The organism is Candidatus Comchoanobacter bicostacola, assembly GCF_024172705.1.
In the GTDB taxonomy this organism is placed as follows: domain Bacteria; phylum Pseudomonadota; class Gammaproteobacteria; order Comchoanobacterales; family Comchoanobacteraceae; genus Comchoanobacter; species Comchoanobacter bicostacola.
On sequence record NZ_CP092900.1, the window covers coordinates 888737 to 905628 of the forward strand.

Annotated in this window: 21 protein-coding genes; 7 read left to right on the forward strand and 14 right to left on the reverse strand. The window is 40.1% G+C overall.

The genetic code is table 11. The features are described 5' to 3' along the window. The first annotated feature begins 66 nt into the window (after positions 1-66). From MMH89_RS04295 to MMH89_RS04315, 5 genes are all read left to right on the forward strand, one after another. Entirely contained in the window at positions 67-333 is a 267-nt protein-coding gene (locus tag MMH89_RS04295; RefSeq protein WP_258568216.1) for a bacteriophage holin, read from the forward strand. A gap of 38 nt (positions 334-371) precedes the next feature. Continuing rightward, positions 372-956, forward strand: coding sequence for a 4'-phosphopantetheinyl transferase family protein (locus MMH89_RS04300; protein ID WP_258568217.1), 585 nt, complete (start codon positions 372-374; stop codon positions 954-956). Between the two features lie 125 nt (positions 957-1081). Continuing rightward, on the forward strand, positions 1082-1522 hold the full coding sequence (locus MMH89_RS04305; protein ID WP_258568218.1) for a type IVB secretion system protein IcmW: 441 nt from the start codon (positions 1082-1084) through the stop codon (positions 1520-1522). Then, entirely contained in the window at positions 1509-1853 is a 345-nt protein-coding gene (locus MMH89_RS04310) for a hypothetical protein (protein WP_258568219.1), read from the forward strand. Before MMH89_RS04305 ends, MMH89_RS04310 begins: the two co-directional genes overlap by 14 nt. A gap of 6 nt (positions 1854-1859) precedes the next feature. Beyond that, positions 1860-3635, forward strand: coding sequence for a hypothetical protein (locus MMH89_RS04315; RefSeq protein ID WP_258568220.1), 1776 nt, complete (start codon positions 1860-1862; stop codon positions 3633-3635). Here the strand turns inward: MMH89_RS04315 and ruvB are convergent. The 6 genes from ruvB to MMH89_RS04345 are packed head-to-tail and all read right to left on the reverse strand — an operon-like array spanning position 3632 to position 8775. After that, positions 3632-4630, reverse strand: a complete 999-nt coding sequence (ruvB, locus tag MMH89_RS04320) for a Holliday junction branch migration DNA helicase RuvB (protein ID WP_258568221.1) — start codon at positions 4628-4630, stop codon at positions 3632-3634. The two genes, MMH89_RS04315 and ruvB, sit on opposite strands and share 4 nt — an antisense overlap. 1 nt (position 4631) lies before the next feature. Beyond that, positions 4632-5198: a Holliday junction branch migration protein RuvA gene (gene ruvA, locus MMH89_RS04325; RefSeq protein WP_258568222.1), complete on the reverse strand. Its 567-nt coding sequence runs from the start codon at positions 5196-5198 to the stop codon at positions 4632-4634. Beyond that, positions 5195-5686 (reverse strand): crossover junction endodeoxyribonuclease RuvC, encoded by a 492-nt coding sequence (gene ruvC / locus MMH89_RS04330; protein WP_258568223.1) that lies wholly within the window; start codon positions 5684-5686, stop codon positions 5195-5197. Before ruvC ends, ruvA begins: the two co-directional genes overlap by 4 nt. After that, positions 5683-6402: a YebC/PmpR family DNA-binding transcriptional regulator gene (locus MMH89_RS04335; RefSeq protein ID WP_258568224.1), complete on the reverse strand. Its 720-nt coding sequence runs from the start codon at positions 6400-6402 to the stop codon at positions 5683-5685. The genes ruvC and MMH89_RS04335 overlap by 4 nt, the downstream gene beginning before the upstream one ends. A 1-nt stretch (position 6403) precedes the next feature. Continuing rightward, a complete protein-coding gene (gene aspS, locus MMH89_RS04340; RefSeq protein ID WP_258568225.1) occupies positions 6404-8164 on the reverse strand; it encodes an aspartate--tRNA ligase in 1761 nt (586 codons plus the stop codon). Between the two features lie 5 nt (positions 8165-8169). After that, positions 8170-8775, reverse strand: a complete 606-nt coding sequence (locus MMH89_RS04345) for a DUF502 domain-containing protein (protein WP_258568226.1) — start codon at positions 8773-8775, stop codon at positions 8170-8172. 113 nt (positions 8776-8888) lie between these two features. Between MMH89_RS04345 and MMH89_RS04350 the strand changes: the two genes are divergently transcribed. After that, positions 8889-9122: a helix-turn-helix domain-containing protein gene (locus tag MMH89_RS04350; RefSeq protein ID WP_258568227.1), complete on the forward strand. Its 234-nt coding sequence runs from the start codon at positions 8889-8891 to the stop codon at positions 9120-9122. 94 nt (positions 9123-9216) lie between these two features. Continuing rightward, positions 9217-9486 (forward strand): hypothetical protein, encoded by a 270-nt coding sequence (locus MMH89_RS04355; protein ID WP_258568228.1) that lies wholly within the window; start codon positions 9217-9219, stop codon positions 9484-9486. Positions 9487-9516: 30 nt separating this feature from the next. On the opposite strand, the gene htpG is transcribed toward MMH89_RS04355, so the two are convergent. From htpG to MMH89_RS04395, 8 genes are all read right to left on the reverse strand, one after another. Then, positions 9517-11364: a molecular chaperone HtpG gene (gene htpG, locus MMH89_RS04360; protein WP_258568229.1), complete on the reverse strand. Its 1848-nt coding sequence runs from the start codon at positions 11362-11364 to the stop codon at positions 9517-9519. A 70-nt stretch (positions 11365-11434) separates the two neighbouring features. Beyond that, entirely contained in the window at positions 11435-12556 is a 1122-nt protein-coding gene (locus tag MMH89_RS04365; RefSeq protein ID WP_258568230.1) for a sigma factor, read from the reverse strand. A gap of 159 nt (positions 12557-12715) precedes the next feature. Beyond that, on the reverse strand, positions 12716-13975 hold the full coding sequence (locus tag MMH89_RS04370; protein WP_258568231.1) for a UDP-N-acetylglucosamine 1-carboxyvinyltransferase: 1260 nt from the start codon (positions 13973-13975) through the stop codon (positions 12716-12718). A gap of 20 nt (positions 13976-13995) precedes the next feature. Beyond that, on the reverse strand, positions 13996-14265 hold the full coding sequence (locus MMH89_RS04375; RefSeq protein WP_258568232.1) for an STAS domain-containing protein: 270 nt from the start codon (positions 14263-14265) through the stop codon (positions 13996-13998). Further along, positions 14258-14869 carry an MlaC/ttg2D family ABC transporter substrate-binding protein gene (locus MMH89_RS04380; protein WP_258568233.1) on the reverse strand — a complete coding sequence of 204 codons (612 nt, stop codon included), beginning with the start codon at positions 14867-14869 and terminating at the stop codon, positions 14258-14260. Before MMH89_RS04380 ends, MMH89_RS04375 begins: the two co-directional genes overlap by 8 nt. After that, complete coding sequence (mlaD, locus tag MMH89_RS04385) at positions 14862-15344, reverse strand: outer membrane lipid asymmetry maintenance protein MlaD (protein WP_258568234.1); 483 nt, start codon at positions 15342-15344, stop codon at positions 14862-14864. Before mlaD ends, MMH89_RS04380 begins: the two co-directional genes overlap by 8 nt. Then, complete coding sequence (locus tag MMH89_RS04390; protein WP_258568235.1) at positions 15341-16099, reverse strand: MlaE family lipid ABC transporter permease subunit; 759 nt, start codon at positions 16097-16099, stop codon at positions 15341-15343. Before MMH89_RS04390 ends, mlaD begins: the two co-directional genes overlap by 4 nt. Then, the gene (locus MMH89_RS04395) at positions 16092-16892 is read right to left on the reverse strand and encodes an ABC transporter ATP-binding protein (protein WP_258568236.1); all 801 of its coding nucleotides are present in this window, start codon (positions 16890-16892) and stop codon (positions 16092-16094) included. The genes MMH89_RS04390 and MMH89_RS04395 overlap by 8 nt, the downstream gene beginning before the upstream one ends.

Sequence of the window (16892 nt, forward strand, 5' to 3'; positions counted from 1 at the left end):
TTATTAATAATTCTGACAAGAGATTTTTTTAAAGCATAACTCTACTAATAAAAACAGGAGAAAATCATGAGTGATTATCAAAAAATAAGCCCTTTAGCTTTTGGCTTAAGCTTTGGCATTTTATGGGCTATCGGACTAGTGATTATCAGCATACTTGCATTATACACTGGGTTTGCAATGAGCATGGTTAATGTATTTAGTACATTATACTTAGGTTATGAACTAACAATACTTGGCGTGATTATAGGAACATTATGGGCCTTTGTTGACGCATTTATTGGCGGGTTTCTTGTTGCCTACTTATATAACTTATGCCTAAAATGCATACGCTAAAGCTTCTATAATAAATTGCATGGTGTATACTCTGCACTATGCAATGCGTTATTTATTACTACATCGGGCAACTACCCGTTGCTCCTCAATCTTTTTTGCTGCTCCATCATGAGCAGCGAAGAATAGATTGCATGGAGAAAAATAAAGCACGCACCTATCAAAACAGCCGAAACTGGATTAAACACCTAATTATCCAAAACCAGTGGCAGGTTGAAGACTTTAAGTATAACACGGCAGGAAAGCCGATCATGAACACTCAAAACCAATACTTAAGTGTGACCCACTCAGCTCAGCTCTGGGCGGTAGCATTTAGCACAGTTCCTATTGGCATTGACTGTGAGTCAAAAACACCCAAAAATCTCGAACGTTTTGCAGACTATTTTCAAATTAAATCGACCCATCTACCCGATATTCAAAAAGACTGGATGCTCAGAGAAGCATATGCCAAGCTCTCTGGAGCTAGCATTATGCGACTAAGAAAAAAAAGTATTCAATCACTCCTAGATTCAGAAAACATACAGCATAGAATACTTAACCTAGAAGATTATATACTTACGCTCATTGGACAAACCCACCACCCTATTGATGTACATACCTACACCCTGAGAGATATTCTCAAATAGCCCACTCTAAAGCAGCTTTAAAGGTAGTGTATAAGGCGACACGAAATAAACGTATCTTTTAAGATTACTACTGGATTCACAGCAATAAATCGATTAATATTAACATTAGGAATCGGGAGTATACAATGCCAGAGCTGGACCTTAAAAGCACACGTGCTTTTTGGATGACACACATGAGCGGTAGTGTTTTCAATGTTATCAACTTTCTAGAAAAACATGAACAAGACCTTCTCGCTGACAACCCCGAAGTGCAAACCCATCTCTCATCGCTTGGATTTTTACTGAGCCAAGCCGATAAATTAAGTGATGACAGATTACAAGATGCAGTCAATATTTCAGCCAACCTGCATATGAGTCAAAAACTCAGATTAATGCAATTACTAGACAGCGTTCAGCCTGGGTTTGCGTCCAAAATGATTAAGCAAGCAGAAGTTGATATGGATGATGATGAAAACGCTGCTACCTTTATAGAACGTAATACAAAATTTGAAAGGGTGCGCATCTTACAAGAAGTTTATGCCCCTGAACGTATGACTATGATTTCGGAAATTTATGAGCAAAATTAAACCCCTTATCCTAACCCTTCTTTTAGTGCCAACTGTAAGTTTCGCTCGAAACTACGATGCATTCTGTTTAAACCCACCCTCCACTCATGCCAGGTTGCTCTGTAAGAAAATAGGCAGAAAGCAAAATTACCCCAGTTATGCACCAAAGTCATCTATTTCATCACCCAAGAGCACAAAAGAATCAACACAATCTTTTAAAACTGAGCGCATAGAAAAGAGGAATCAAGAGAAGCAAAGGATGAGTAGTCATTCAACACCTACTGCTCCAACCACTCATATTGAATTCAAACCTTATACTCGAGGCGCTTACACCAAAAAACAAACCAGTTAGTCAGTTATGTACATCCAAATGCTTACGTTAATCCTTCTTTCGACTTCCTTTGCACTAGCACAAGATACAGGAGGCGATAATAATACTCAAGTCAAAATTCTAAAGGAAATTCGTGACAATCTTGAAATAGACCCTTCAGAGACAATGGCAGTAAAAACCTGGGGGAGTGCTAATGTTAGTGCTAAACTTGATCCATTTTTGGGTAACCCAGGGGATTTAATCAGCGCACTTGTTGACACTTCATCATCTAGTGCTGAAACAAACATAGCATTCATTCAACTTACTCTAGACGCCATCTTATTTGACCTAGAGGAAACCAGCCCGATGAAATCAAAATCCGTTACCTCCTACCGTGAAGTAGTCGATATAAGAGACCGAGCTAAGAGTTGCCTTAGTTATTGGCATGCAGCTGACCCTAACCGTATAGATGATCCAACCTCAGCACCCCCATTAAAGATGTATGTTGGAACAGATAAAGATTTAAAAGCAAAGCTTGTAAGTCAACCTGACAAACTAGGAAGGTTTCAGTGCCTGGCAACTGATAATAACAAAAATAGCGGATACGATGTCCTCACAAAAGACGCGAAAAAGTTAAAAATATCCTTGGAAGGAAAAGAGACGCTGCTTACCAAAGAAATCGAGGATAGCTTTAAAAAGATAGAAAAGCAGTTAGATCCACCAAAACTCGAAGGCGATGATGCGCAAAAAAATACGACTGCTAAAGCATATATTGAAAATATAATATCAGCGCTAGAGCCGCTAGAAAACCTGTTGCAACTGCAAGTAATCAAAGAGATAAATGCCAACCCAGGTGTCAAAAAAATGCCGGCATCGTCAGACATTTACCGAGCACACCAATATGGTTTATCTCAATCGGTGCTACGTGAAACTGTAATTGCCGAACTTAACACTTTGAATACAATAAACGGTGAAGCAACCAATTTAATTTTTACCGAAGAGAAAGAAGTAGACAGCATTGCACTCATGAAAGAAGTTGCAAAATCTATGACCGGAATGGGGACTGTTCCCTTACCATTCCTACGAGGATTGCCTAATGGTGGAACAGAGAAAGAGGTTAAGGTCCTTGCATCAGGTGTGCGCTTAACATTCAAGAAATCCTCTGGATTTTGGGTTGCATCACTACCTGGCAACAAACGGAAAGTCGGACTCACTCATGATGTTATGACAAAAATACAATCTGATCGACAAAGTATTAGAAGTAGCATCGAGCAAAGCAGAAAAACCTTAACTGACATGGCTATACAGTCATTCCTGAAGAAAACCTCATCTTACGGCATTATTGAAGATATCATCAACTTGAGAGGCAATAAACAAGTATACAAAGGACAAGGCACTGAGATACAAGCAACTCCAATGGAGATTATTGCACACAACAGTAGCTGGAGACTCATGGCGAGTAAAACAGACTCCTGGATGGACAGCATTGCGACCATGGATACTGCAAACCTCCTCCGAGAAATAGCAGTATTACAAGCACAAAATCTACAAATGCAGTACTTCATTTTTGCTGAACAACAAAAAACCAACTTCCTAAACGCAATCAGCAACTCATCTGATGATGGCTCATCAAATACTGCAGGCGCCACCTATATGCATGTCGGGACAATTGATGACTTCAACTCTGGCGTAAAAGGAATGAGCCCCTTCACACCAGCAGATATTAGCGGAACAGATTTAGCTCAGCTTGCAGAAAACACCCCTTCTGGTAACGAATTATTACAGGGAAATCCAGAACCTGGCTCCAGCGGGATGGGTTATTAATAACTAACGGTAGTTAGCCCAGCTATTTTAGAGCCTTTTGCAGTGAGCGCACGCCCCCTTGGTGTACGAACTAAAATACCAGACTGAATTAAAAAAGGTTCGAGCACTTCTTCAATCGTTCCCTTCTCCTCACCTAAGCTTGCAGCCAGACTTTCTAGCCCAACAGGGCCACCATTAAAGTGCTCAGAAATAATAGCCAATAACTTTCTATCCATATCATCCAAACCGTGCTCATCAATGCCTAGCAACTCTAAAGCTTTATCAGCAGAAACCTGACCAATCTCCAGCTCTGAGCTTGATACCTGATGAAAGTCCCTAACACGTCTTAGCAATTTATTAGCGATTCTAGGCGTTCCTCTTGATCTATTCGCAATTGATTGTGCTGCCAATCCTGATATTTGAACATCTAATATCCCAGCAGAGCGTGTGATGATATCCGTCAGCTCTTCATAATCATAGTACTGCAGGCGTAAGTTAATCCCAAATCGATCTCTAAATGGTGCTGATAGCAGCCCTGATCGTGTTGTTGCACCAATGAGGGTAAAAGGAGGTAGATCAAGTGTAATAGTACGGGCAGAACTACCCTCTCCGATAATAATATCTAACTTATAATCTTCCATTGCTGAGTAGAGTGTTTCTTCTACTGAAGCATTCATACGATGGATTTCATCAATAAATAAAACATCACCCTTTTGTAAATTAGTCAATATTGCCGCTAAGTCCCCTACCTTATCCATCCCAGGGCCAGTGGCCTGAATAAGCTGTGCTGATAGCTCATTAGCCACAATATGCGCAAGCGTTGTTTTACCTAGACCAGGAGGACCACATAAAAGCGTATGATCTAATGACTGACCTCTAGCCTTTGCTGCCTGAATAAAAACACTCATCTGGCTTTTAACCTGATTCTGTCCTATATAATCAAGTAATTTTCGAGGACGCACACTGGCTGATACCGCCTGGTCGACCTCCATTACTGTTTCTTTTACAATACTCATATTAAGCCTGTTGTAATGCTTGTTTAATCATTTCTTCTACTGACTGCGCTTCAACGCCTTTTAACATATCACGGGCCTTACCCTCTGAAAAGCCCAACTTAGATAAAGCTTCTACCGCTAGCTCAATGGTATCTGGAGACTGCATGGAAAGATCAGGCTGCGCTCGACAGATAATCTTACCCTTTAGATCAATAACCAGTCGTTTTGCTAATTTTTGTCCTACTCCTTTAGCGCGCATCAATGCTTGATAATTCCCTTGAGCAATTAACAAACTCAATTGATTGGCATCATGAAAATCTAAAATACTCAGCGCCATTTTTGGACCTACGCCACTGGCTGTATTTAAAATAATAAATGCTTCTTTATTTTGTCCAGACAAAAAACCATATAGCGTAGCACTATCCTCTCTATAAATAGCAGCTGTATGCACTTGGACCACCTGATCATTTGCTGGCAAACGACCTAAATCAGATTGCATCATCAACACTTCATAACCAATACCCTGTACATCAATAATACATGAATTAAATGTACGACTATGGATAACACCCTTTAACCACGCAATCACAAACTTACTCCTCGCTTTTGAGATGTATATACCATATGACCACAGCTCAACGCAATACTGAGTGCATCAGAGGCATCCTCTGACAATATTTGATTTAGCCCCATAATTCTTCTAATCATACTCGCAACCTGCTGCTTAGTTGCAGAACCACTCCCAGTGACACACTGCTTAACAAAGCGAGCACTTAGCTCAATAGGCTCAACCCCATGTTGTGCACAAGCAAGCAGTGCAACACCTCTAGCCTGACCTAATTTAAGCGCTGACTGAACATTCTTTTGCACAAATACAGTTTCTATTCCAATATGTACTGGCTGGTGTTCTTGAATAACTTCAGTTAGCCCTGAATGTAAATGCATTAACCGCTCAGTAAAAGAGTTCTGTTTTAGCACTATTCTACCTGCAGCAATACAGTGCGACTGACTAGGTGCATAATCGATAACCGCCCAGCCAGTAAAACGGGACCCAGGGTCGATGCCAAAAACAATCATAACTCATCACAATTGTAATAAATATCCTGTACATCATCTAATTCATCTAGCGCCAGATACATCTTATTGAATGACTCCAATTGATCGGCATCTAGGCTCACCATTGCCGTTGGGAGATAAGTCACCTTACTCTCTTCAATTGTCCAATCCGTTTGTGATAAGGACTGACATAAGTCATTAAGGTCACTCGGCTCTGCTTGTATTAAAACTATATTTTCATCGATTTTTTCTACTGACTTAACATCAAAGTCTAATACGACTTCTAACACCTCATCGACATCATCATGTAGGCAAGTAATATACGCAACCCGCTCAAATAAATAGCCCACGGACCCTTCTGCACCTAATGTTCCACCATACTTATTAAAAATATGTCTAACCTCTGCAACCGTTCGATTTCGATTGTCAGTTAAGCAATGTACCCATAGCGCAACACCATTGGGGCCATACCCCTCATAGCTTACCTCATGCACAGACACACCCGGCAACTGCCCTGTAGCTTTTAATATTGCCTTTTCGATAGACTCTTTGGTCACGTTTGCTTTATTTGCGCGTTCAACTGCTAAACGCAGTGATGGGTTGGTTGCTTTATCTGAGCCACCCATTCTAGCAGCAACCATAACCTCCCGAATTAACCGGGTATTCAGGCGACCTCGCTTAGCATCCTGAGCACCTTTTCTATGCTTAATATTCGCCCATTTACTATGACCTGCCACATCAACCTCCTGACTTCACCTTTTTAAACTTCAATGATAACTCCTGCCACTGTATATCATCAACCAAACCAGGTGCTTTAGTCAGCGCACAGCTTGCCGTTTGTGTCTTTGGAAAAGCAATCACCTCACGTATTGAGTCAAGCCCCTGTAAAACCATACAGACTCTATCGATCCCAAACGCTAAGCCACCATGGATGGGTGTTCCTTGAGTTAAGGTATGTAGTAAGTGACCAAACTCTTGTTGCGCATGTGCCTCATCAATGCCTAGTAAACTAAATACTTCTTGCTGTAACTTTGTATCAGCAATACGAATAGACCCACCACCTAGCTCATAGCCATTGAGCACCAAGTCATAAGCTTGTGCTTTAGCCTGGGTTAAGTCTTGATAATCTTCCTCAGGTGCTGTAAACGGATGGTGCACTGCATGTAATGTGCCATCGACACGCTCAAACATAGGAAAATCTCTAATCCAAATAAAGTGTAACCCAGGTTCAAACAAATCAAAATCAGTGGCTAGCTGCTTAGCCAACGCGTGCAATGTCAAATTCACCAAACGGTTTTCACCCGCACCAAAGAATACGACATCACCCACTTCAACCTGTAGTTCATTGACTAAATTTTTCAACGTATCATCATCTAAAAACTTTAAAATAGGTGATGATATCCCAGCCCTCAAATCAGACAAATCATTTATTTTTAAATAAGCAAGTCCCTTAGCACCCAAAGCCATCACCTGTTTGGTATAACCATCTAAATCTTTTCTACTGAGTTTTTCACAACCACCCGCTAGCTTAATAGCGGCTACACGCCCACCTTCATCATTTGCAGGTTGACTGAAGACCTGGAAATCACACCCTTTTAATACTGAGTCTAAAGGAATGAATTTAACCGGGTTTGCTAAGTTAGGCGCATCCGTTCCATGGTAAAGCAATGCATCATCATAACTCATCACCGGGAATGTAGGCAAAGCTACATCCAACATTTCTTGAACAACATGCTTCATTAACCCCTCAGCCCATGCACAGACCTCATCTGCACTCATAAATGACATCTCAATATCTAGCTGGGTAAACTCAGGCTGCCTATCCGCTCGCAAATCTTCATCTCTAAAGCAACGTGCAAACTGGTAGTAACGATCGATCGCCGCCATCATCAGCATTTGCTTGAATTGCTGTGGCGACTGAGGCAATGCAAATGCATGTCCTGGATGTACACGACTTGGTACAATATAGTCTCTTGCACCCTCAGGCGTCGGCCTGGTTAATATAGGGGTTTCCACCTCGAGAAACTGATCATGATCTAAGTAACTCCGCATTGCGGCCATCATCTTAGCACGAAAACGTAAACTCTTTTGCATCGTATCACTACGGATATCGAGCACACGGTTGCTGGCACGTACCGCCTCTGTGACCTTAGGGTCATTAACATCATAGCCCAACGCTTGCGCTGTATTGTGCCAAGTAACTTTTTGGATGGCTACCTCTACCGAACCACTCGATAAATTTTTATTCTCAGTTCCTTCGGGTCTTGACTGTACCAAACCTTCTACACACAAAACACTATGTGTTGTTAATCTTTCTATTAATGAGAAGTCGTTCATTTCAGGATGGGCAACAATTTGAACTAATCCAGTATAGTCGAATAAATCAATAAAAATAACACCCCCATGATCACGCGCTCGAGAAACCCAACCACACAACCTAACTGTCTGATCAATATCATTTTTGCCCACTTGTCCACAATAGTGGCTTCGTCGTTTCATTTATTCTACTCCTCTCTATTATTGGTAATTAGCATACCCAGCTCATCTTGGGATATAGTGCCTAAAGATATGATATATTTCAAGGCCTCATCCACACTCATAGCAACTTTCTTCACGTCCTGCTCTGGGATTAATAAAACATACCCTGATGTTGGGTTAGGTGTTGTCGGCAAAAATACCGTCCATAATCCATTTTCGAGATCTTTTTGAGTCACAAGTGCAACCGCCCAACTGGTATTGTTTGGGAATGGGACCAATACCACTTCTGAAAAAGCATGACTATTAGGTGCTACTACAATTTCCAGCCCTTGCTTAACACCTTGGTAAACCGTTCTGACCAATGGAATTTTAGTCAGTATACGCTCCCAAACACGCATGACCCGTTTACCGATAAAGTTTGCTACTAAAACACCCGTAAACCATAATAAAAACAAGACCAGGAGAACCTCACTACCCGGTAAATCAACACCTAAATAAAACTCTGGATTAAGTGATTCAGGTACGTAAACCATTACACTAGAAAAAATATTCCATAAAAACTGTATGGTTACGACTGTAACCAGTAATGGAACCCAAAATAGCAACCCTGCGATTAAATGTCTTCGAATCATAGATTATCCACACAACTCCTTTTGCTTTACTATGTTATACCTCCTATTCACAAAGATAAACATTTATTACATAAAAACTACCCAAAGTTATTTCTTTTTGATAGATTGGCAACATGAACGATTACCAACACCTACAAAGACTGATTACTCAAGCAACACAACGTTACTTAGAGCATGCCGGCACATCCGGTAAACTATTGCACGACTTTACCCATAACATCGAAAAAAACATTATTGAAACGACGCTTTCATTCTGTGAGGGAAACTATAGCACTACAGCTCAATCCCTTGGCATTAGCCGAACAACACTATACAGTAAGCTCAAAAAACATAATATCATTAAATAATCTATCTTCTACCTAGCCCCGTGTTATCAACAACAAACCAAAGGGTTGATTTATAGACAATATTATTATAACATTCTTTAAAAAGAATAAGACAATGATTAATAGATACGAAATAACAAAAGCACTCAATCAATTTAAAAGAGCATTTAAGTCACAAATCTCTCCTTATGAGAACAACGTGGTAGAGGAGCATTTACTGTATAAGATACGCCGACATCATCTCAAACGATATAGTGATCAAGAACTCATTAGAGTCACCCAATCAATCATTAAGAGCATTAATCAGTTTCAATCCAACCGTACCAGCCCACATAAAGGACTATCTCAGTTTACTAAAAGTCTAAACGAACTCATTGAAGCATAAAAAAAGGGGCTGTAACGCCCCTTTCTTTGATTAAGCCAATAACTCATTCATCCGTTCAATAAAGACGTTAGGGTCATCCAACTGACCTCCTTCAGAGAGCAGTGCCTGATCAAACAGTACCAATGAGATCTGCTCAAACGCTTTATCAGACTGTTCAGCCAGCAACTTTTTCACCAAAGTGTGCTTAGGGTTTAACTCCAATACAGGTTTAAACTCTGGTACAGGCTGACCTGACTCCTTTAACAAACGATACATATGAGGGCTCATTTCATCAGAACCAGCAACCATGGACGAAGGAGCACTCACCAATCTTGCAGTAAACTTCACATCAGATACTTTTTCTGATAGCACAGCTTTAATGCGGTCTATATCACCTTGGTGTTCTTTTTGTGCTTCTTCACTAGCCTTCTCAAGCTTTTCATCCTTAACAGCATCATCTGGTTGTGCTACAGAATGAAACTGCTTGCTTTCATAATCCTTAAGTGTATTCATCATAAATGGATCAACACGGTCGGTAAGTAGCAACACATCGTAGCCCTTTTGACGATAACGCTCCACATGTGGGGAATGCTTAGCAATTTGCTCATTCTCAGCAATCAGGTAATAAATCTTATCCTGACCTTCCTTCATATTTTTAACATAGTCATCTAGCGATACCATACTACCTTGCGTACTATTAAAGCGGAGCAACTTTAAAATTGCATCACGGTTTGAAAAATCCTGTGCTGCGCCTTCTTTTAATACTGCACCAAATTCATTCCAGAACGTTTTAAAATCATCAGCTTTATCTTTAGCTAACTTAGCAACCATCTTCAATACTTGCTTGGTACAACTTGACTTAATAGACTTTATCTTAGCATTAGATTGCAACATTTCTCTTGAAACATTCAATGGCAAATCACCACAGTCAATGACCCCTTTTACAAAACGTAAATATGACGGCAAGAACTGTTCTGCTTCATCCATAATAAATACACGGGACACATAAAGCTTAAGCCCTTTTTTACTGTAGTCTCTAAAATAAATATCCATAGGCGCTTTAGCAGGAATATACATTAGGGATGTAAAAGCAACGTTCATGGTTTGAACATGCTTGTGATCATAAGTCATTGCTTGACCACTGTCATGCGTTAGTGCTTGATAGAAGTTTTGATACGCTTCCTCAGAGATCTCTTTAGGCTCTTGTGCCCAAAGTGCATTAGCATCATTAACTTGCTCATAACCTGACTCATCCTCACCCTGCTTTGCCATCATCACTGGAATATCTAAATGGTTTGACCAATTCGCAATGATCTGCCTAACCTGCCAATGCTGTAAAAACTTATCTAGAGACTCATCCTCTCTTAAATGCAAAGTAACAGTTGTACCTACCTCTGATTTATTTTCATAAGCAACCGAGTAATTTGCAATACCATCCGATGACCATAAAACCGCCTGATCTTCTGGACTACCTGCTTTACGACTGTGTACTGTAACTTTATCAGCAACGACAAATGATGAATAAAAACCGATACCAAACTGACCAATTAAACTTGATTTTTGGTCTTCCTTAGCTTCTTTCAATTTAGATAGAAATGTTTTAGTTCCGGATTTAGCAACCGTACCTAAGTGTGCAACAATCTCATCATGAGACATACCCACCCCTGTATCTTTAATAACAAAAGATCGCTTATCTTTATCAACATCTACATAGATGCAGTGATCCTGTGGTTCAAGACCTTCTTTCAGGCTTAATAAATCATACTTTTCTTTAGCATCTGCTGCGTTAGAAATTAACTCCCTAACAAACGCTTCTTGGTCACTGTACATTGAATGGGCAATTAAATGCATTAATTGCTCCATATCAGCTTCGTACTTATATGTTTGTGCTTTACTCACGGTAATCTCCTTAATTCATATCTGAAATATAGGAACACATTGAAAAAGCTCAACCATAAAGTTTAATATTCTAGCAACCCTTACTGCGACTCATTGATGAATCAGACTCTAAACTATAGTCCTCTGTGATAATCGGCGTCTTAGCTGGCGCTGAGAATAATGAAACACGAGCTAGACTATCAGAGCGCGTAGCTTGAACATTAAGCGTACCTTTATCATGGTTTGCAGCTTTGCGACTGAGTGTTAATAACAATGCATCTATTTTCACTCTAACACGCTCTTTGTTCCACTTCTTACTTGAAGCAGCCGTCATGGTATCTGCAATTTCTTGTAGATTATACTCACGCCCCTCAAGCCCATAACGCATAACCAACAATGACTGACTTTGTTGATCAAAATCACTAATAAAGCGTTTCACCAGTTCAATCTTCTCTTCACTTAAGCAGTGCTCTTCACTACTGGGTGTGCTCGCAGCAACTTGCTCATGTAAATACCCATCATGCTCAGAGGTATAAGCGGTATCCAAAGACTCAACTCTCGGGATCAGTCGTATGAGACTTTTAACGGTTTTAACCGACTCATTCAACAACTCGGCTATATCCTCAATCGACTTACCTTCTTGCACCTTAGCACAGACTATTGCAAACTTTTTATGCTTATTATCTGGTACACGAATGAAATCCACCTCCCCTTTAACACAACGTGTCATTGATTGTCTAATCCACAAATAAGCATGTGTTACTAAACGAACATCATACTCTGGATCAAAGCCTAATATAGCTCTTTGCAAACCTTCACAGCCTGCCTGAATTAAAACACTAAATTGTACACCCCTGCCGATAAAATCTTTTGCAAAGGATATAATGAGTGGAGAAAAATTCTCATGTAGAATTGCAGCAGCCTGATCATCGCCCTGCTGCGCTAAATGAATTAAATGATATTCCTGTGCTTTTGTTAACTTACCATGAACCTCAGCATTAAATGGCAGATCAAACTCAAAAAATGATTGCCTCACTCGATCGAACATATAATTAACAAATGCATAAGCATGCGCTAATGTGTTTTGCTCTACTTCAGGTTGAATCGCACCATAAGCTTGATTCACATTGCTTAGCTTAAAAGCAGACTCTGGGCAAACTGCGACTGCAAGCTGGCCAGAGTTATATTGATAGACTTCCATGTCCTTCTCCATAACAGTTGTCAACATCCCTATGATCATGGCTCAGACACACAATGTAGACATCCTTGTCCAGCACAGCCCGTCCTTATCAACTACCATAAACACTAGGGTATATAAAAAATTATATATATTTATCCATAAAAAGCAACACTTTATTAAGAATAAATGAAATTAATTTTCGACAGGCTTGCAAACCATTGTTTTTGATAGCTTTTTTATTGTGCCAAAAAAGTCAGGATAACCCCTTTTTATGACATTTATCTGTAAAATAGTAGATTTTTTCTCAGCTTTGCATGCTGCAATCACCAATGCAGCAGCAGATCTTAAGTTGTGCGCACACAAAGTAGCACCCTCTAAATCTAATACACCTTTTATAATTGCACCATTAGGAACTAATTGGCATTGGGCACCCATTTTATTTAATTCGACAAAATGATCCACTCGCTCACTATAAATCATATCTTGAATCTTACTCGTGCCTTCTGATACAGCTGACAGAACTGACCAAGGGGGCTGCAAGTCTGTTGGAAAACCTGGATAAGGTGCAGTAACGATATCTAGCGCCTTTGGTCTTTCAGTCATTTCCAAACTAATAAAGTCCGAACCGGTCTCTATCTTTGCACCCACTTTTGTTAAACAAGATAAAACGGTGGTGAGTAATTCAGGATTCATATCATTAATACGAATACTGCCACCCAATACTGCGGTTGTAATTAAAAAGGTACCCACCTCAATACGATCAGGGATCACCTTGTGCTCAACTGCTAAGTCCATAACCTGGCCAGACACTCTAACATTTACCCCTTCTCTAAGTACATTGAGCCCCATAGATTGTAACAAACAGATCAAGTCATCAATCTCAGGTTCTTGAGCTACATGCTCAATCAGAACAGGATTTTGATGCCTACACGCCGCTAAAATAGCATTCACGGTACCTGTTACCGTCACTTTATCAAAAGAAATATGATCTGAAATAACACCTGGGAAAGAGGCACTCACCACACCTTCTGTGACAGAAACTATTGCACCAAGCTCTTTCATCGCTTTAACATGCAGATCAATCGGCCTAACCCCTAATTTACAGCCACCTGGTGTACGTAGCTTTGCCCGACCAAACCGTCCCAGTAGCGCACCCAAAAACAATATGGATGTTCGAATATCCTGGCATTCATCCCCTAACAAATCTGAGTATTGAATATCTGACGGATCAATTAATAGTGAGTGTGAAGATAGATGCGTTATTTTAATATTCAGCTGCTTTAATAAGCGACACATTCTCTCAACATCAGAAATCCTAGGAACCCGAGTTAATACGATGGGCTTGGTAGCAAGTACTGAGGCTGCTAATAATAGTAAAACTGAGTTTTTTGCGCCCCCTGCTGTAAGAGAACCATTAATAGCACCTACTTGTGATACCGTCAAACTATCCATATAACCCCCTTAGTTAAGGATCAAGGAAGCTCAATCTTATTCTGGTCTATTACTTCCTGAACCAAGTCATTACACTCAAAGTGACATGATATTCCATCACCTGAAGCATACTGCCACCATGCGCACAAAACTGCAAGACCTGTAGAATCTATTTTCTTGACTTGTGTACAATCAATGACTACTTTTTTGCTTGACCCTTTTGCATGTTTTAATACAGAAAGACCCTCTATAAATGTATTTCTAACATTTTTTACAATTAAGTCATCATTTAAGACCGATAGCTCAATCATCAGACAGCTCTTTTTCTAAAAACTGAATCAAACCCTGTGCACCACCTGACTTTAATATTTGACTAAACTGTGAGCGATACGTTTGACCTAGACTAAATCCGTTAAAAATAAAATCATATAAGCGCCATTCTTTATTATCTGTACAGCGTAGCGCATACTTCATGCTATAAGACTCTTGATCAGATAAAGAAACCGTTGAGGACACTCGGAGATACTTACTAATATCATCGCGCAATGGATGGAACGTTACATCACCCGATAAAAATCGGCAATTAAATGCAACTGCATATTGATTCACCATCAAATCTTCCATCAATTCTTCTATTTTTTGATGCTCCTCTTTGGTTGCATCATACCAGTACTTACGACCGAGAACTTGCTTAACAATAAACGTTACGTCCACATGAGGGATGACAATCTCTTTTATCAGCTGCTTAATTTCTGATATGTCAGCTTCTTTGCAAACAGCACCCAATCGAGTCTGTAGCTCCTGAGCCATCTCTTCAACAACAGCAACAGGCTCCACACAAGCAACTGGATCCGCAGGTGCACACACACTGAGTGTTGCTAAAAAGACAGGTGCTAAAAAGTAAAGCCTACTCATCACTTGACCCTTTATTTAAACTCTCGCTACCTAGATTGATCAAAAATTGTGCAATCAAATTCTCAAGCACAAAACCAGAGTTTGTTTGTAGTATTTCATCATCATGTTTCAACGTACTTTCATCATATCCAGGGAATATAGCAACATATCTCACACCTAATAGTCCTTCAGTAAAGATATGAGCCGTTGTATCCAGTGGTAGCTCTGTAGATTTAGAATCAATCCTTAACGCAACTTTAGCTTGGTATGAAGGCGTAAGCTCCACAGACTCGACTTCACCAATCCTAACCCCAGCAATCCTAATGGGCGCTCGAGCACGCAGTCCTGCTGCCTCATCAAACTTTGCGTATACCGTATAACCATCATAACCCCGCCAATCTGGCGTAGATGCAAAGAAAGCGAGAAACATCATAGATACAGCAGCGAGCAATACAAATGCGCCAACCCCTGCATTTAATAAACGATTTTCTTTCATAACATACTCCCAAATAGTGCGGTGATGACGTAATCAATCCCCAAAATCAATAATGATGCAGACACAACCGTTGATGTTGTTGCCTTAGCCATTCCAGAACGATTTGGAACAGCACTCATTCCCTGATAAATTGCAACCCAAGCAATCACAAAACCAAATGCGAGTGACTTCCAAAACCCATGCATGACATCAACTGTAAACAACGTGTAGTACTCAAGTGAGTTCCAAAATATACCGGTTGAAACAGCTAACGCAAATTTACACACCATTAAAGAACTCAGTACTGCACTCAAGCAAAATACTATGGTTAATAAAGGCACTGAAATAACGATAGCTAGAAACCTTGGGAATAAAACCAACTGATAAGCATTAATTGCTAACATTTTAAGACAGGTAAATTGTTGATTGATATTCATCATACTCATTTCAGAAGCCAGTAACGACCCTACTCGTCCAATAAATAGCAGTGAGGTTACCACAGGTCCTAATTCCCGATAAATAGAGTAAGCTGTTAACCCACCTATTTCTGACTCAGCACCAAAACGTACTAATGAGGTATACCCTTGTAAGGAGATAACCATACCGATAAAAGCACCCGCTACGATAACAATCATCATGGTTTTATTACCATAAAAATAGATATGCTGAACAATCGTTTTAAAATGCTCTCTTCTTCTAGGAAATGCATAAAGAACGCTAAAGAGCATGGCTACTGCCTCCCCCATACGCACACAACGATCAAACAGTTTATGCACCACCAGACTCCAAAATATCTTCAGTTAATGAACGTTTGCTCAGTGATTGCACTGTTTTCCCTGTTCCTAAAATGAAATTACGCACATCATCATCTTTGGAGTTCATAATCTCATCAGTAGCACCTGAGGCAATGATACGACCTGAGCGAATCACAATCATTTTATCCACAACCTCACTTAAATCTCTAATATCATGAGATACCATTAAAGAGCTCACTTCAAAGCGACTATGTACCTGCTTCATTAAATCTTTTAATGTACTTTTAGTCACTGGATCTTGACCGGTAAATGGCTCATCGTAAATTAAGAATTTAGGGTCCAATACCATAGCTCTTGCTAGCGCTACTCTTCTAGCCATCCCACCAGAAAGCTCACTGGGCATTAAGTGTTGTGCACCTCTTAGGCCTACGGCATCCAGCTTCATTAATACCAACTGCTTTAGTACAGGCTCTGGTACTCTAAAATGATATCTAACTGGAAATGCAATGTTCTCATATACGGTCCATTCTGGAAAGAGTGCATTGGTTTGGAACATCATTCCCATTTCCATGCGCATGAGTTCTAAGGTATGATCATTAAGTTCCGAAACATCTTTTCCAAAGAGTCGAACCGTTCCTGACGTTGGCTTTAACAAGCCGAGGAATAGATTAATAAAAGTTGTTTTTCCAGCACCACTAGGGCCAATTAGACCAACGTGTTCCCCTTCTTCCATCGAGAAATCAAATTGGTTTACTAAAACTCGTCCTCCAATCTCTAGATGGACACGATCAAACTCAATCAGGCTCACACTCAT

Bases quoted from the DNA above. Each gene is read 5' to 3' on its own strand.
- MMH89_RS04295 (WP_258568216.1), top strand. From the start codon at position 67: ATGAGTGATTATCAAAAAATAAGCCCTTTAGCTTTTGGCTTAAGCTTT.
- MMH89_RS04300 (WP_258568217.1), top strand. From the start codon at position 372: ATGCAATGCGTTATTTATTACTACATCGGGCAACTACCCGTTGCTCCT.
- MMH89_RS04305 (WP_258568218.1), top strand. From the start codon at position 1,082: ATGCCAGAGCTGGACCTTAAAAGCACACGTGCTTTTTGGATGACACAC.
- MMH89_RS04310 (WP_258568219.1), top strand. From the start codon at position 1,509: ATGAGCAAAATTAAACCCCTTATCCTAACCCTTCTTTTAGTGCCAACT.
- MMH89_RS04315 (WP_258568220.1), top strand. From the start codon at position 1,860: ATGTACATCCAAATGCTTACGTTAATCCTTCTTTCGACTTCCTTTGCA.
- ruvB (WP_258568221.1), bottom strand. From the start codon at position 4,630: ATGAGTATTGTAAAAGAAACAGTAATGGAGGTCGACCAGGCGGTATCA.
- ruvC (WP_258568223.1), bottom strand. From the start codon at position 5,686: ATGATTGTTTTTGGCATCGACCCTGGGTCCCGTTTTACTGGCTGGGCG.
- aspS (WP_258568225.1), bottom strand. From the start codon at position 8,164: ATGAAACGACGAAGCCACTATTGTGGACAAGTGGGCAAAAATGATATT.
- MMH89_RS04345 (WP_258568226.1), bottom strand. From the start codon at position 8,775: ATGATTCGAAGACATTTAATCGCAGGGTTGCTATTTTGGGTTCCATTA.
- MMH89_RS04350 (WP_258568227.1), top strand. From the start codon at position 8,889: ATGAACGATTACCAACACCTACAAAGACTGATTACTCAAGCAACACAA.
- MMH89_RS04355 (WP_258568228.1), top strand. From the start codon at position 9,217: ATGATTAATAGATACGAAATAACAAAAGCACTCAATCAATTTAAAAGA.
- MMH89_RS04365 (WP_258568230.1), bottom strand. From the start codon at position 12,556: ATGGAGAAGGACATGGAAGTCTATCAATATAACTCTGGCCAGCTTGCA.
- MMH89_RS04370 (WP_258568231.1), bottom strand. From the start codon at position 13,975: ATGGATAGTTTGACGGTATCACAAGTAGGTGCTATTAATGGTTCTCTT.
- MMH89_RS04375 (WP_258568232.1), bottom strand. From the start codon at position 14,265: ATGATTGAGCTATCGGTCTTAAATGATGACTTAATTGTAAAAAATGTT.
- MMH89_RS04380 (WP_258568233.1), bottom strand. From the start codon at position 14,869: ATGAGTAGGCTTTACTTTTTAGCACCTGTCTTTTTAGCAACACTCAGT.
- mlaD (WP_258568234.1), bottom strand. From the start codon at position 15,344: ATGAAAGAAAATCGTTTATTAAATGCAGGGGTTGGCGCATTTGTATTG.
- MMH89_RS04395 (WP_258568236.1), bottom strand. From the start codon at position 16,892: ATGAGTGTGAGCCTGATTGAGTTTGATCGTGTCCATCTAGAGATTGGA.